General features: G+C 71.6%; 15 protein-coding genes. 8 read left to right on the top strand and 7 right to left on the bottom strand.

The window, feature by feature from the left end; all coding sequences use genetic code 11:
• Positions 1–268 precede the first annotated feature (268 nt).
• Positions 269–496, bottom strand: coding sequence for a hypothetical protein (locus B042_RS0100535; protein WP_155988809.1), 228 nt, complete (start codon positions 494–496; stop codon positions 269–271).
• A gap of 282 nt (positions 497–778) precedes the next feature.
• On the opposite strand from B042_RS0100535, the gene B042_RS0100530 reads away from it, so the two are divergent.
• Positions 779–1,378, top strand: coding sequence for a hypothetical protein (locus B042_RS0100530; protein ID WP_028646567.1), 600 nt, complete (start codon positions 779–781; stop codon positions 1,376–1,378).
• A 256-nt stretch (positions 1,379–1,634) separates the two neighbouring features.
• Positions 1,635–2,234, top strand: a complete 600-nt coding sequence (locus tag B042_RS0100525; protein ID WP_369797651.1) for an RNA polymerase sigma factor — start codon at positions 1,635–1,637, stop codon at positions 2,232–2,234.
• 22 nt (positions 2,235–2,256) lie between these two features.
• Here the strand turns inward: B042_RS0100525 and B042_RS0100520 are convergent, their stop codons facing one another.
• Positions 2,257–3,504, bottom strand: coding sequence for an MFS transporter (locus tag B042_RS0100520; protein ID WP_028646565.1), 1,248 nt, complete (start codon positions 3,502–3,504; stop codon positions 2,257–2,259).
• A gap of 156 nt (positions 3,505–3,660) precedes the next feature.
• Between B042_RS0100520 and B042_RS0100515 the strand changes: the two genes are divergently transcribed.
• The 3 genes from B042_RS0100515 (at position 3,661) to B042_RS0100500 (ending at position 6,266) form a co-directional block, all read left to right on the top strand.
• The gene (locus B042_RS0100515) at positions 3,661–4,383 is read left to right on the top strand and encodes a methyltransferase (RefSeq protein WP_028646564.1); all 723 of its coding nucleotides are present in this window, start codon (positions 3,661–3,663) and stop codon (positions 4,381–4,383) included.
• Entirely contained in the window at positions 4,380–5,165 is a 786-nt protein-coding gene (locus tag B042_RS0100510) for a Rossmann-like domain-containing protein (protein ID WP_028646563.1), read from the top strand. Before B042_RS0100515 ends, B042_RS0100510 begins: the two co-directional genes overlap by 4 nt.
• Positions 5,166–5,246: 81 nt before the next feature.
• Positions 5,247–6,266, top strand: coding sequence for a pyridoxal-phosphate dependent enzyme (locus B042_RS0100500; protein ID WP_028646562.1), 1,020 nt, complete (start codon positions 5,247–5,249; stop codon positions 6,264–6,266).
• Positions 6,267–6,327: 61 nt separating this feature from the next.
• On the opposite strand, the gene B042_RS0100495 is transcribed toward B042_RS0100500, so the two are convergent.
• The 3 genes from B042_RS0100495 to B042_RS0100485 are packed head-to-tail and all read right to left on the bottom strand — an operon-like array spanning position 6,328 to position 9,224.
• Entirely contained in the window at positions 6,328–7,326 is a 999-nt protein-coding gene (locus tag B042_RS0100495) for an ABC transporter substrate-binding protein (protein WP_028646561.1), read from the bottom strand.
• A 6-nt stretch (positions 7,327–7,332) separates the two neighbouring features.
• Positions 7,333–8,118 carry an ABC transporter ATP-binding protein gene (locus B042_RS0100490; protein WP_028646560.1) on the bottom strand — a complete coding sequence of 262 codons (786 nt, stop codon included), beginning with the start codon at positions 8,116–8,118 and terminating at the stop codon, positions 7,333–7,335.
• On the bottom strand, positions 8,118–9,224 hold the full coding sequence (locus B042_RS0100485) for an iron ABC transporter permease (protein ID WP_028646559.1): 1,107 nt from the start codon (positions 9,222–9,224) through the stop codon (positions 8,118–8,120). Before B042_RS0100485 ends, B042_RS0100490 begins: the two co-directional genes overlap by 1 nt.
• A 504-nt stretch (positions 9,225–9,728) precedes the next feature.
• On the opposite strand from B042_RS0100485, the gene B042_RS0100480 reads away from it, so the two are divergent.
• The 3 genes from B042_RS0100480 (at position 9,729) to B042_RS0100470 (ending at position 12,194) form a co-directional block, all read left to right on the top strand.
• Positions 9,729–10,691, top strand: coding sequence for a cation diffusion facilitator family transporter (locus B042_RS0100480; protein WP_028646558.1), 963 nt, complete (start codon positions 9,729–9,731; stop codon positions 10,689–10,691).
• A gap of 133 nt (positions 10,692–10,824) precedes the next feature.
• Complete coding sequence (locus B042_RS0100475; protein WP_028646557.1) at positions 10,825–11,262, top strand: CDP-archaeol synthase; 438 nt, start codon at positions 10,825–10,827, stop codon at positions 11,260–11,262.
• A gap of 176 nt (positions 11,263–11,438) precedes the next feature.
• Positions 11,439–12,194 carry an STAS/SEC14 domain-containing protein gene (locus B042_RS0100470; RefSeq protein ID WP_028646556.1) on the top strand — a complete coding sequence of 252 codons (756 nt, stop codon included), beginning with the start codon at positions 11,439–11,441 and terminating at the stop codon, positions 12,192–12,194.
• A 21-nt stretch (positions 12,195–12,215) separates the two neighbouring features.
• Here B042_RS0100470 and B042_RS0100465 read toward each other — a convergent pair whose 3' ends face one another.
• Together B042_RS0100465 and B042_RS0100460 are read right to left on the bottom strand one after the other, a co-directional pair.
• Positions 12,216–13,067: a cytochrome c biogenesis CcdA family protein gene (locus B042_RS0100465; protein ID WP_028646555.1), complete on the bottom strand. Its 852-nt coding sequence runs from the start codon at positions 13,065–13,067 to the stop codon at positions 12,216–12,218.
• The gene (locus B042_RS0100460; RefSeq protein ID WP_036553560.1) at positions 13,064–13,636 is read right to left on the bottom strand and encodes a redoxin domain-containing protein; all 573 of its coding nucleotides are present in this window, start codon (positions 13,634–13,636) and stop codon (positions 13,064–13,066) included. The genes B042_RS0100465 and B042_RS0100460 overlap by 4 nt, the downstream gene beginning before the upstream one ends.
• Between the last annotated feature and the right edge of the window lie 24 nt (positions 13,637–13,660).

The raw sequence follows: 13,660 nt of genomic DNA, 5'->3' as shown, positions 1-13,660 counted from the left end.
TTCACTGCCAGCCGGAGTCGCCGGCCGAGTCGTCTCTCCACAGGCCCCCGAAAAGGGAAACGAAGGCCGGAGAGGGAATGGCTGTGACCGTTTCGGAGAAATTCGTTTTTCTCGGGGGCATCGTGCTGTCCTTCGTTTCTTCGGTGTCCTTTGCGACGTGTTCATTATGAGCACGAGTTCTGGTCGAAGTGAAGGATTCGATGATGTCCTAAACGGTCCATGTCCCCTTTCGTCCACGCCTGCGGCGTCTGGGGTGCGGCGTCGACCGTTAGGGAAAGGGGTCGTCGATGAGGGGTACCTCGCACCTGAAAAGCTGATATTCTCCCAGCTCAGAGTGGTTTTTGACGGTCCTGTGCCAGAGGCGGGAGGCGGTGCGCTCGGTGTCGTCGAGGCTGTGGGAGCGCAGGAAGAGTCCGATGACGGGGTCCGCGCCCGTCCTTTGGTGCACGCTGATGTGTTCCAGTCCGTCCCCGGGTTCGGACGCGGATTTGATCATTTCCCTGATGTTGCAGGGGAAGTGTTTGCGTTGAGGGGAGAGGAAGGTCAGGTGAACCAGGTACATGTGTGAACTCTTTTATCGATGCCTCGGGTTGGCGCGTCGAGGTGAGGGCCCCCGTCCTCCAGGCTCGGGTGCGGCCCCCGGCCTGGCCAGCGGCTTGAAGGACAACGTGTGCAAGATTCAGGCCAGAGCGTCCCGGTGTGCGGCGCCGTCGGGGGTGCCTCGCCTCGGGGCAGCCCTGGAGAAGCCGACCCTTGAGTGGGTGAGACCATAGGGGAGATGTCCGGGAAACAGACGTGCCGTCCGCTGCGCGCCGGGGTGTTCGCCCTGGTGTGCGCCAGCCTGTCCGCGCACGGGCACGCCCTGAGCTCCGGACACGACGTCCCCCTCAGCGGCCTCCTGCTCGGACTGGCCGTGGTCGCGGCCGTGGCGTGGGCCGCGGCCGGGCGCCGCCACGGCCCGCTGGCCCTGGCCGGGTGGATGCTCTGGGGCCAGTTCGCCCTGCACCTGTCCTTCAGCTACACCCAGCTTGCGGGCGGACACGCCGGACACGGGGGCGCGGACGCCTACTCGGCCGTCCTCACGGCCTCCTCCAGCGCGGACCTGTCCGGCTGGCAGATGATCACCATGCACGTGGTGTCCGCGCTGCTGAGCGCATGGTGGCTGCACCGCGGCGAGAACGCCCTCTTCGCCTTCCTGCGCTTCATGGCGCTCACCGTCCTCCCGCTCCTGCTCGTCCTCGGGCCGGTGCGGATCCTCCCCGAGCCCGCCCTATGCCGGGGATCCTGGTTCGACGAGGGGCGTGTCCGCCCCCTCCTGCCCTACCTCCGGCACACCAGGATCCTGCGCGGCCCGCCTCCGGTGCCGTGTACCGCCTGAGTACCCGCCACCGTCCTCGACGGACGCCCCGCGTGATCCGCAGCACGGGTTCTCCACCCGTGCCCTCCCCGGGGTCCGCCGTGCCGTGATCCCGTGTCCCCGACGCGGGGCACTCCCGGTGCCCAGGCCGTACGCGGCTACCGCCGACGGTTTCCCGTCGGCGCGTACACGGACCCTGTCATCGCCCGCGCACAAGTGTCCCCCGGTTGGCCCTCGCGCCGCCCGGCGGGTCCGCGCGGTGACCGAAGGAGCACCTGTGACCGCGCTCATCGAGACGTGTCCCTCCCCGCCGCCCACCCCTGCGGCAGTGTCCCCCTCCGCCGAGGCGCACCGCGACCACGAGGACCTCCGCCTGGCGCTGCGCGCCAAGGAGGGTGGCGAGGAGGAGATGAACGCCCTCTTCACCAGGACCCGCGACCACGTCGCCCGGTTCATCGCCCGCCGTGTGGACCCCTCTTGGGTCGACGACCTGACCCAGGAGACCTTCTCCCGGGCCATGCGCGGTCTGGCGCGCTACGAGGGCCGGGCCCCGGTCCGCTCCTGGCTGCTGTCCGTGGCACGGCACACCGTCGCCGACCGCTACCGCTCCCACGCCCGCGCCCCGCGCCACGAACCGGTGGACGACTGGTCGCGGATCGGCTCCGGCACGGTGACCGGACGCTTCGACGAGTACCTGGCCCTGCTCGACCTGCTGAAGGCGCTGCCCGAGAGCCGCCGCAGGGCGTTCGTCCTCACACAGATCGAGGGCGTGCCCTACGCCGAGGCAGCCCGGACCCTCGGCGTCCCGGTGGGCACGGTCCGCTCCCGGGTGGCGCGTGGACGCCGCGACCTGCTGGGCATGCTCAACGACTCCTGACCCAGCACCGGAGCGGTCACGGTCAGGCGGTGCGGGCGCTGAAGCGCTTCGCCCCGGGTGCCAGGGCGGCGGCGGCCGGGGCGAGGAAGCACAGGGCCGCGCACACGGCGAGCACCGTGTCGGTGCCCACCGCCTGGGCGGCCGGGGCGATCAGGGCCAGGCCGACCGGGGCCAGCCCGTAGGAGAACAGGAAGTCGAGCGAGGAGACCCGGGCGAGCTTGTCCGGTGCCACCTCGCGCTGCGCGGCGGTGAACCACGGCACGTTGAACAGTTCGATGCCGATCCCCGCCAGGACGTAGGCCGCGACCACCGTCCACGGACTCACCGGCACCAGCAGGCTCAGGGGGGCGAACCCGTACAGCGCCAGTCCGCACAGGGACGTCCACCCCTGGGCCGACGGACGCCACCGGCCGATGACCAGTGCCCCGGCCAGGGCACCGGCGGTGTAGGCGGTCATCGCGCCCGCCAGCACCGTCTCGGTGCCGAACGTGTCGCGGCTGACCACGGGCAGCAGGACACCCGTCGCGGAGTACCCGGTGGCGATCACCGCGGTCAGCGCCCCCAGTCCCGCCAGGAACCAGGGGTGCCGCCGCGCCTCGCGCAGTCCGTCGGCGAAGTCGGCGACCGGTGACCACGGCTCGGGGGCCGCGGAGCCGGGGCGGGTCCGTGCCTCCCCTGGCGGCGCCAGGGCGGCGACCGCCCACAGCGCGGCTGTGACCAGCAGCAGGGCGCTCGTATCCAGGGTGGTGGACAGCAGGGCCGTCACCGCGGGGGCGACCAGGGTGGTCACCCGTACGGAAACGGTCAGTGCCGCGTTCGCCCGCTGGCGCCTCGGTTCGTCGACCACCTCGGCGGTGAGCGCCTGGAACGCGGGTCGGCACGCGCCCTGCCCCGCGCCGACGGCCGTCGCGGCGACCGCCGCGAGCACAAGGGCCGACGCCTCCACACCCGCAGCCATCACCGGGGTGGCCAGGGCGGCGGTGAGCCCGGCCCACAGCACCACCGATCGGCGGGAGAAGCGGTCGGCGAGCAGGCCGCCCAGGGGGAGGGAGACGAGGAACCCGGTGGTGCGGGTGGCCAGCAGCACGCCGAGTCCGACGGCGGTGAGCGAGCCGTCGAGGACGGCCAGGCCGAGGATGAACGGCATCGCCCACGTGGCCAGGCCGGAGGCGGTGCTCCCGATCCACAGCCGGAGGAAGGCCGGGTCCGTCAGTACGTGCGTGCGCGGTGGGGCGTCGCGGCCGGCGTCGGTCTTCTGGGGATGGGACACGGTCATCCGACGTCCTTTCCGGGAATCGGGTGTGTGGTACGTAACACCAACTAGTGACAACGGTTATCGTTTTCACTACGATAGCGCACGCCCCCTGATGCGGGAGCGCCGACCCCGCAGGCGTTCCCGTGTCTTCCACGTCATGGAAGGACTCCTGTGGAGCGCTCCCTCGCAGACCAGTTGCCCCCTCCGCTGCCCGAAGAACAGATCCTCGCCGTCAACCCGCCCAGGAACGACCTGCACACCAGCCGTTCCTACACCTGGAACGGCTGGGACTTCCACGTTCCTCCCGGCGTCTTCATGCCCGGCGGCACCAGTCGCATGATCCACCAGCGTCTCATGGACGACGACATCGACGTGCGCGGCAAGCGCTACGCCGCCATGGGCGTCGGCCTGGGCGTGGAGGCCGTCGCCGCAGGTGCGCGCGGTGCGGCCGAGGTCTACGCGATCGACGTGCACGCGCCCAGCGTCGAGGCGACCGCCCGCAACTTCGCCCTGCTCCTGGAAGGCCGCACCCCGACCAGGATCGTGCCCGTGGTCAGCGACATGTTCACCGACCTGCCCGACGGCACCCGCTTCGACACCGTCACCTTCAACCCTCCTGCCGTCAGCCACCCCACCAGCACCGACCCCGACGTGGTGCGCAACGTCTGCGTCGGTGCCCCCATCGCCGCCGTCTTCTTCGCCCAACTGCGTGACCGCGCCCTCCTGGCGCCCGGCGCCGACGTCTACCTCATCGCCTCCAACACCGCCGATCTGCGCGCCATCGTCACCCACGCCGAGAAATCCGGTTTCCTCGGCGAGGTCCACTACCGGCACGACTGGGGCGACGGGGTCCTCACCTACCTCTTCCGTTTCCGGGAGGACACCCGCCGATGACCGTCGACGAACTCTTCCGCGAGACCCTCGACAGGGTCGGGGACACCGTGGCCACCAGTGTCTTCTGGCTCCACCACGGCACCCGGCTGGCCGGAGGGGACACCACCTACCTCAACCACTACGTCGCCGTCCGGGTCGGGGCGGCCTTCGGCGCCTGCTCCTTCGAGGCCGGACGGATCACCCCGGAGCTGTGCGCACAGGCCTCCGGTGCGCCCCTGGCCGACCTGCTGGCAGACGGACCGCTGCCCCTGCGCATCGCCGCGCTGGACGCCTACCTCGCCCACACCGAGCCGCACCGCGACGACCCCCGGGCCGAACCGGTCACCCTGCCCGCCGGGACCCCCGAACGGCGCGCCGCCGCACGCGACGCCGCCATCGCCGAACTGGCCCCCGTCACCGAGGGCGCCAGGATCGCGCTCATCGGGGTCGTCAACCCCCTCGTCGCCGCCATCCGCGCACGCGGCGGCGTGTGCCTGCCCTGCGACCTGAACCTGCGCACCACCCGCTGGGGCGACCCGGTCACGGACTCGATGGAGGAGGTGGTCGACACCGCCGACGCCGTCGTGGCCACCGGCATGACCCTCGGCAACGGCACCTTCGGCCCGCTCCTCGACCGGTGCCAGGGGCGAGGGATCCCGCTGTACGTCTACGCCCAGAGCGCGAGCGCCGTCGCCCGCGCCCTGCTCGGCCACGGGGTCGCCGGGGTGTGCGCCGAACCCTTCCCCTTCTCCCAGTTCAGCGCCGATCCCACCGTGCTCTACCGCTACCGGGCCGCCGCCTGACCGGCCGCCCCCACCAGCAGGGCGGGCGCGCCGTCCATCCCTCCCGCGTGCCCGCCCGCCCCCTGCCAAGGAGTAAAGCCCGTGGACCAGCACGCGTCCGACGCCATCGGCCGCCCTGACCTCATCGACCTCGGCGGCGGCCTCGTCTGCCTGCGGTTCGAGACCCTCAAAGTGGTCTCCGCCGTGGCCGCCGTCCGCCAGCTCATCGAGGCCGGGACCGTCCGCCCCGGTGACACCGTGATCGACAGCTCCAGCGGTGTCTACGCCCATGCACTCGCACTGGCCTGCCATCGCTACGGCCTGCGCTGCCACATCGTCGGCTCCACCACGGTCGACCCCACCCTGCGCGCCCAGCTCGACGTCCTCGGGGTCCGTCTGGAGCAGATGGCCTCCACCGACGACCTCAGGCTCGACCAGAACCGCCGCGTCCGCCGGGTCAGGGAGATCATCGCAGCCCACCCCGACTACCACTGGATGCGCCAGTACCACGACCCCGTCCACTACTTAGGCTACCGCGAGGTCGCCGAGACGATCCGCCGCGAGGTCGGCGGTGCCCTCACCCTCGTGTGCGGCGTCGGCACCGGCGTGTCCAGCGGAGCACTGGGCACCTACCTGCGGGAGGAGGACCCGGACACCCGGATGGTGGGCGTCCAGCCGTTCGGCAGCGTCACCTTCGCCAGCGACGGCGTCCCCGACCGGGACATCATCATCGCGGGCATCGGCAGCGCCATCCCCTTCGGCAACGTCGACCACGCCCTCTACGACACCGTGCACTGGACCGGGTTCGAGGCCGCCTTGTCCGGGACCGTGGACCTGCTCCGGCGGCACGCCGTGTTCGCGGGCCTCTCCAGCGGCGCCGCCTACCTGGCCGCCCGGTGGGAACGCGAACACGACCCCGCGCGGACGGTGGTGTTCGTCGCCGCCGACACCGGCCACCGCTACACCGACTCGGTCTTCGCCCGGCACAAGGAGGCAGTGGCGGTGGAGGACCTCAAGCCGCTGCACATCACCGACACCGCCGAACTCCGCCTGCCCTGGGCGCGCATGGAGTGGCGGCGGGCCGGGGCGCCCCGTCAGGCCAGGTTCGACCGGGCCGGCTGAGCGCCGCGCCACGAACGGGCCTCGCGCGGATCGCGTCCGCGCGGGGCCCGTGGTGCTTCCGCTACGCGTCCAGTGTGCGCAGGTACTCGGCGAAGCCCTCCAGGCCGTCGATGTTGCGCGGACTGGAGATGCCCTCGTTGTAGTCGAGGATGTAGAAGTTGTCGTCGCGAACGGCGGGCAGGTCGGCGGTGGCCTCGTACTCCTCCAGGAAGGCGATCTTGTCCTCGGCGGGCTGGTCACCGTAGTCGAAGATGACGATCACCTCCGGCTGCGCCTCCACGACGGCCTCCCAGCCCACCTGGGTCCAGCGCTCGTCCAGGTCGCCGAAGACGTTCTCACCGCCCGCGAACTCGATGATCTCGTTGGCGGGCACCTGGCTCGCCGCGGTGAACGGCTGGTCGGTGCCCGAGTCGTAGAGGAAGACCGGAACGGGGTCGCCCTCGGGGGCCTGCTCCTGGACGGCCGCCACCCGTGCCCGGTACTCCGCCACGAGCTCTTCGGCCCGCTCCTCCACCCCGAAGATCTGCCCGAGCCGCTCCAGGTCGGTGTACAGACCCTCGAACGGTGTGTGCCGCTCGGGGAATCCGGGGTAGTTGTAGCAGGACTCGGCGTGCATGAAGCTCTGGATGCCCAGTCCGTCGAGGATCTCGGGGGTGATCCCGCGCTCGTCGCTGAACCCGGACTGCCACCCGGCGACGACGAAGTCGGCCTCGGCGTCCACCACGAGTTCGCGGTTGAGCAGGTCGTCGCTGAGGAACTCCACCTGCTCGTACTCCGACGCCCAGGGCGACTCCGACACCGGCGGGTTGGCGGGCGGCAGCACGTAGCCGTGCACGTGGTCGGTCAGACCGAGCGCGAACATCTTGTCGGCGCTGCCGCCCTCGTAGACCACCGCGCGCTGCGGGACGGTGTACTCGACCTTCTCGCCGCACCGCTGGACCGTGACCGTTTCGGCCGCGGCCTCGGTGCCGCCCTCGACCTGGGCTCCGCAGCCCGAGGTGAGGAGTGCGAGGGCGCTCAGCGCGGCGGGGGCGCCCAGCCGGGCTCGTCGGTTGCTCATAGGGTCCTAACCTTCTTTCTCCGTGTCATCGGTGAGGGAGTAGAGGAGCTGGGGTGTTCCGGTCCGGGGGTGGGCCACGACCGTGGCCGCCACACCGAAGACCCGCTCGATCAGTTCGGGGACGAGGACGTCCCGGGGCGTGCCGGAGGCGACCAGACGGCCTCCCGACAGCACGCCGACGCGGTCGCAGGCCGCGGCGGCCAGGTTGAGGTCGTGCAGGACGACCAGGACGGTGATCCCGGCTCTGCGGACCAGGGACAGCAGCCCGACCTGGTGCCGCACGTCCAGGTGGTTGGTCGGCTCGTCCAGAACGAGGACTCGCGGCTCCTGGGCCAGGCAGCGCGCGAGCAGGACCCGCTGGCGCTCACCGCCCGACAGTGAGAGCACGCCCCGGTCGGCGAGGTGGGCCACGTCCATGCGCTCCATCGCCGACCGGCACAGCTCCCGCTCCCGCGCGTCCAGGGGCCGGTTGCCCCTCTGGTGGGGCGTGCGGCCCAGCGCGACGATCTCCGCCGCGGTGAAGTCCAGGTCGCTGCCGCCCTCCTGGGTGAGCGCGGCCACCGACCGGGCGCTCTCGCGCAGGCTCAGGGCGCTCAGGTCCCGCCCGTCCAGCCACACCGTTCCCCGCGAGGGGCGCAGCGCCCGGTAGACGCAGCGCAGAGCCGTCGACTTGCCGGAGCCGTTGGGGCCCACCAGACCCACCAGGCGGCCCCCGGGCACCTCTAGCGACAGTTCGCGCACCAGCTCCGTTCCGTCGACGGTGACCGACACACCGTCCATGCGCAGATCCATCAGCGGCCTCCGAACAGGTAGCCCCTGCGGCGCAGCAGGAGGACGAACACGGGTACACCGACCAGCGCGGTGATGAAGCCCAGCGGTATCTCCCGGGGCGCGGCGACCACCCGGGCGAGCAGGTCCACCCAGACCATGAACACCGCGCCGACCAGCGGCGCGACCACCAGGACACGGCGGTGCCCCGCCCCGGCGACGATGCGTACGAGGTGCGGCACGATCAGCCCGACGAACCCGATCGCGCCGCTCACCGCGACCATCGCGCCGGTCATCAGAGCGGTGAGCAGGAACAGGCCCCGCCGCAGGCGGTCGGTGTCCACACCCAGACTGGCGGCGGTCTCGTCGCCCAGGGTTATCACGTCCAGGCGGCGGCTCACCGAGGTCAGCGCCGCGATCCCGCCGACCACGACCGCCGCGACCAGCGGCAGGGAGCCCCACGTGGCCGCGCCGAAGCCGCCCATGGTCCAGAACAAAACGGTGCTCGTGGCCTCGTTGCCCGGCACGAAGTAGACGATCACCCCCATGACCGCCTGGAAACCGAAGGACAGCGCCACACCCGTGAGGACCAGGCGCAGCGGGGTCACCCCGCCCGCTGACAGCGACGCGAGGTAGACGAGCACCGTCCCGCCCAGCGCACCCAGGAAGGCGCCGGCCGAGACCGCGTAGACCCCCAGCGAGCCCAGCACGCCCCACACGCCCACCGAGACCGCGCCGACCGACGCGGCCGAGGAGACGCCCAGGATGAACGGGTCCGCCAGCGGGTTGCGCACCAGCGCCTGCACGGTCGCACCGACCGCGCCCAGTCCCGCGCCGACGACCGCGGCCAGCAGGACGCGGGGCGTGCGCAGTTGCCAGGTGATCTGGTACCGCGTCACCTCCTCGGCGCCGATCACGCCGCCGCTGGTGCCGGCCCACAAGTAACGCAGGGTGTCGAGGGGGGCGATGACCGCCGAGCCCAGACCGATCGCGAGCACGGCGGAGACGGCCAGCACCGCGCACAGGGCGGCGACCGTCCAGGGGCCGCCGACGCGGCGCCGTGCCGGTCGCGGGGGAGGGGGTTCGGCGGTGGCCGGGGGAGGGTGGGGTCGGGCGGTGGTCCGCGCCACGGTGCGCCTTTCTGCGGTCAGGGGAGGGGGAGCGGCCGGAGCACGGCTTCGCGGAGGATCCGTAGCGGCCGGGGATGAGGGGGCACGGGGTGCCCCGTGGGGAAGCGAAGTAATGATGAAAATGATAATCATTCTGTCAATCTCCTAGCAGCCGGGGGTACGGAAACGGCGGCGGCCGTGCGCGGACATGTCGTCGCGCGTGGCCGCCGCGGGCTCGGCCGCTTTCCAGGGCAGGTCCTCACGATCCACGAGATCGTCGGGGACGGCGTCCGGCCGACCGGTCCGTCCGTTGACCGGTGGCAGCGGAGCCGCCCCCTGCGCTGGCGCAGGTTTCGGCGGTGAGAGTGACTCCGGCGCAGGGGTCGCCACGCTCGGGGCCCGCGCGGATCCGGAACGGCGCGCCACAGGGCGGGTCGGCGACCCCGACTCCGGTATGACCGGCGACACCGGGCCTCGCTAGGATGCGGACCTGACCGAGCCAGAAGACGCAGAGAGAAGAGCACAGTGGCTGCTGATGGAAGTACCAAAGCCGTCGTCGTGGCGCTGGGGGCCAACCTCGGAATCGCCGTGACGAAGTTCGTCGCGTTCGTGCTCACCGGTTCCTCGTCCATGCTGGCGGAGGCCATCCACTCCGTCGCCGACTCCGGGAACCAGGGCCTGCTCCTGCTTGGCGGCAAGCGCGCCAAACGGGACGCCACCGCCGCCCACCCCTTCGGCTACGGCCGCGAGCGCTACATCTACGCCTTCCTCGTCGCCATCGTGCTCTTCAGCGTCGGCGGCCTGTTCGCGCTCTACGAGGCCTGGCACAAGATCTCCCACCCCCACCCGATCGACTCCTGGCAGTGGGTCCCGATCGTGGTGCTGGGCGTGGCCATCGTCCTTGAGTCGATCGCCATGCGCACCGCCGTCAAGGAGTCCAACGCCATTCGCGGCAAGGCGAGCTGGGTCGACTTCGTCCGCCGCTCCAAGTCACCCGAGCTCCCGGTCATCCTGCTGGAGGACGCCGGTGCCCTCCTCGGCCTGGTCTTCGCCCTCATCGGTGTCAGCCTGACCCTCATCACCGGCAACGGAGTCTGGGACGGCCTGGGCACCGGGGCCATCGGCCTCCTGCTCGTCGCGATCGCCGTCGTCCTGGCCGTGGAGATGAAGAGCCTCCTGGTCGGTGAGTCCGCCACTGAGGAGCACGTCACCAAGATCGAGCGGGCCATCTCCGCCACCGAGGACATCGACACGGTGATCCACATGCGCACCATGCACATCGGCCCCGAGGAGCTGCTGGTGGCCGCCAAGATCGCCGTCGACGGCCAGGACGACGCCCAGCGCGTGGCCCGCGCGATCGACGCCGCCGAGGCGCGCGTCCGGCAGGAGGTCCCGATCGCCACGATGATCTACCTGGAGCCCGACCTCATGCGCTCGGCCCGGGCCGCCGACCCCAGCGCAACCTCCGAGTCGCCTTCGGACCTCTGAGGACACGTTCCACCGCCCGTGGGCAGCGGCCGGTCTCCACCGCGTGACCGCCGGTGCCCACGGGGGTAGGTCTCCCAGTGAGGAACACCGTGTGCGGGGTTTCCGCACACGAGCCCCGCTGGAGGTGAGGGTCATGTCCACCACCATCACCCACGCGCGCTCGCACGCGCTCACGCACGCCTGGAGGGGGGCGGTCGCCGGTCTCGTCGGCGGTGTGGTCTTCGGGGTCCTCATGGCCATGACGGGCATGCTTCCGATGGTCGCCATGCTCGTCGGAAGCGAGAGCGCCGTCGCGGGCGCTATCGTGCACCTGGCGATCTCGGCGGTCTTCGGAGCGGTGTTCGGGCTCCTCGCCGGGGCCTTCGCCGACCGTGTGTGGCCCGTCCTCGGCGCCGGCCTGGCCTTCGGTCTCGTTCTGTGGGTCCTCGGAGGCCTCATGGCCATGCCCGCGCTGCTGGGCATGGCCATGTTCCCCATGGGGCAGATGTCCATGATGAGCCTCATGGGACACGTCCTCTACGGTCTGGTCACCGCAGCGGCCCTCTACGGCCTGAGCATGCGCAACGTCTGACACCCAAACCGACACCGTACGGTGCGGCGCGGGGGCGGAGCCGGACAGGAAAACGGCTCCGCCCCGTCGTGTCGGCGGGACTCGGCGCGACCGCCTCGTGTGGTCCGGCTCCGGCTCGGGTAGGACCTCACACGCCGTTCCCCTCACGGCGTACACCGCGATGGAGGGAGAAGACCGTGCTGGAGAGGATCATCGACGTCCCCAAGGGGATCGACGCCCTGAAGGCCCACGGTGAGGTCACCAGGACCGACTACGAGACGGTGATCGAACCGATCGTCGACGAAGCGCGGCGCGAGGGCCACCGCATCCGTATGCTCTGCGAGTTCGGACCGGAGTTCCGCTCCTTCACACCCGGGGCCGCCTGGGAGGACTTCAAGGTCGGGATGGGGGCGATGCGGCTCTTCGAGGGGTGCGCGGTCGTGACCGACACCGGCTGGATCCGCGAGTCGACCCGCCTCGGCGCCTTCCTCGTGCCGTGCCCGGTCCGCCTCTTCGACGTCGGTGACCGCGACGAGGCCCTGCGCTGGCTCGCGTCGCTGCCCGAGGGGCCGGGGGTGTCCCACCGCATGGACACCGAGTCCCGGGTCCTCGTGGTCGAACTGGAGGGCCCGCTGCGGGCCCAGGACTTCGACGCCCTGGCACAGACGGCGGACTCCTGGATCGCCTCGCACGGCGAACTCGCCGGGCTGGTGGTGCACAGCCGGGACTTCCCCGGATGGGAGAACGTCAGCGGCCTACTGCACCACGCGCGTTTCGTCCGCGACCACCACAAGCGGATCCGTCGGGTGGCGCTGGCCGCCGACAGCAGACTCGCTGACCTCATGCCGCGACTGGCGGACCACTTCGTCGAGGCCGAACTGCGGCACTTCGACCACGACGACCTCACCGGTGCCGTCGCGTGGGCCTCGGGCCGCTCCCCGGCAGGGGACTGAGCGCCGCCGGTCCCGCCGCGCCTACCGCGCCGCGCGGCGGGACCGCCACCACGCCGCGCCGCCCACGACCGCGACGAGCGCGCCGAGGGCGAGCGCGGCCCACCCCGGACCGACCGCCTCCACCAGGCGCACCAGCTCCCCCTGCACTCGGGTCGCAGCACCCACCACGGGGTCGTCGGCCGCCCCACCGGAGAGCACCCGCAGCTCGAACCACCCGTAGTAGGCCACGTACAGCCCCGCCAGCACGAGCAGCACACCCCCGGCGCGCGTCACGTACGGCATGGCCTGGCGCAGGCGCGCGGCCACCGAGTCCCGGGCCAGTGCCACGGCCACGGTGAGGACGCCGACGACCAAACCCATCCCCGCCGCGTAGGCCAGGAACACCGCCACCGCACCCAGAGGGCTGGTCGAGCGCAGCGCGGCCGTGGTCAGGGCGAGGAACGGACCCACCGTGCACGACAGCGAGGCGATCGCGTACGTGATCCCGTAGACCAGGGCCCAGCGTAGGGACCGCACCGGACGGCCGGGGGAGGGCCTGGGCAGGAGCAGGGTGATCTCCCGCCCCGCCGCCAGCCAGGCGCCCAGAGCGACCAACGTCGCACCGATCACCACCGTCACCCAGGGCAGGTGTTGTTCCACCGACAGGGCGAGTGGGGTGATGAGCAGACCGAATCCGGCGAAGACGAGCATGAAGCCGCCCGTCATCGCCGCCGTCGTGGCCAGGGCTCGGACCAGTGGCCGCCAGCGGCCGTGGGAGCCTTGGCCCTCGGAGACCAGCAGCGCCAGATAGCCGGGCAGCAGCGCGAAACCGCACGGATTGAGCACCGCGAGCATGCCCGCCACCAGAGCGATCGCGAATGGGAGCTGGCTCATGCGCCGTCGGTGACCGCTGTGACGCGGGAGTCGAGCTCCTCGTCGGTCAGGGTGCCCTGGACCGTCTCGAAGGTCCCGTCAGCGGACAGGAAGGCGAAGGCGGGCTGGCTAGCCACGCCAAAGCCCGACCAGAGCGAGCCGTCCCCGTCCACCAGGTGTGTCAGGCCGCCGGTGCCGGTGTCCGACACGAAGCCGCTCATCGCGTCGACCTCGCCCAGCCCAGCGACACCGATGAATTCGACGTCGTGGCGCTCGGAGGCGTCGACCACGCTCGCCGCCTCCGCCCGGCAGACGGTGCACCACGGTGCCCAGAACCACAGTACGGCGGGCTCACCCGCGAGCGAGGCGCCGGAGAAGTCCGCGCCGTCCACGGTGGTGGTGTCGAACGCCAGCGCCGCGGGGACACCGGAGGAGGTGTCCCCCGATTCCGGAGCCGCCGTGTCCTCGGCCGGTGACTGGGCGGGGGCCGCTTCCGGTTCGGTGGTGGAGCCGCAGGCGGTCAACCCCAGGGCGAGTGCGGTTGCCGCCGCTGCCAGGGCCAGTGCGGGGCGGCCGGAGGTCGTCGTCATGGTCACCTCGGGGGTCGGTGGGAC

Origin of the sequence: Nocardiopsis sp. CNT312 (assembly GCF_000515115.1) — a bacterium.
In the GTDB taxonomy this organism is placed as follows: domain Bacteria; phylum Actinomycetota; class Actinomycetes; order Streptosporangiales; family Streptosporangiaceae; genus Nocardiopsis.
The sequence above is the reverse complement of the archived record's forward strand: the minus strand, read 5'-3'. Positions and strand labels throughout refer to the sequence as shown.

Excerpts from the sequence above, each read along its gene's own strand:
- B042_RS0100475 (WP_028646557.1), top strand. The coding sequence starts at position 10,825 with ATGTCCACCACCATCACCCACGCGCGCTCGCACGCGCTCACGCACGCC.
- B042_RS0100465 (WP_028646555.1), bottom strand. The coding sequence starts at position 13,067 with ATGAGCCAGCTCCCATTCGCGATCGCTCTGGTGGCGGGCATGCTCGCG.
- B042_RS0100495 (WP_028646561.1), bottom strand. The coding sequence starts at position 7,326 with ATGAGCAACCGACGAGCCCGGCTGGGCGCCCCCGCCGCGCTGAGCGCC.
- B042_RS0100490 (WP_028646560.1), bottom strand. The coding sequence starts at position 8,118 with ATGGATCTGCGCATGGACGGTGTGTCGGTCACCGTCGACGGAACGGAG.
- B042_RS0100460 (WP_036553560.1), bottom strand. The coding sequence starts at position 13,636 with ATGACGACGACCTCCGGCCGCCCCGCACTGGCCCTGGCAGCGGCGGCA.
- B042_RS0100510 (WP_028646563.1), top strand. The coding sequence starts at position 4,380 with ATGACCGTCGACGAACTCTTCCGCGAGACCCTCGACAGGGTCGGGGAC.
- B042_RS0100535 (WP_155988809.1), bottom strand. The coding sequence starts at position 496 with ATGATCAAATCCGCGTCCGAACCCGGGGACGGACTGGAACACATCAGC.
- B042_RS0100530 (WP_028646567.1), top strand. The coding sequence starts at position 779 with ATGTCCGGGAAACAGACGTGCCGTCCGCTGCGCGCCGGGGTGTTCGCC.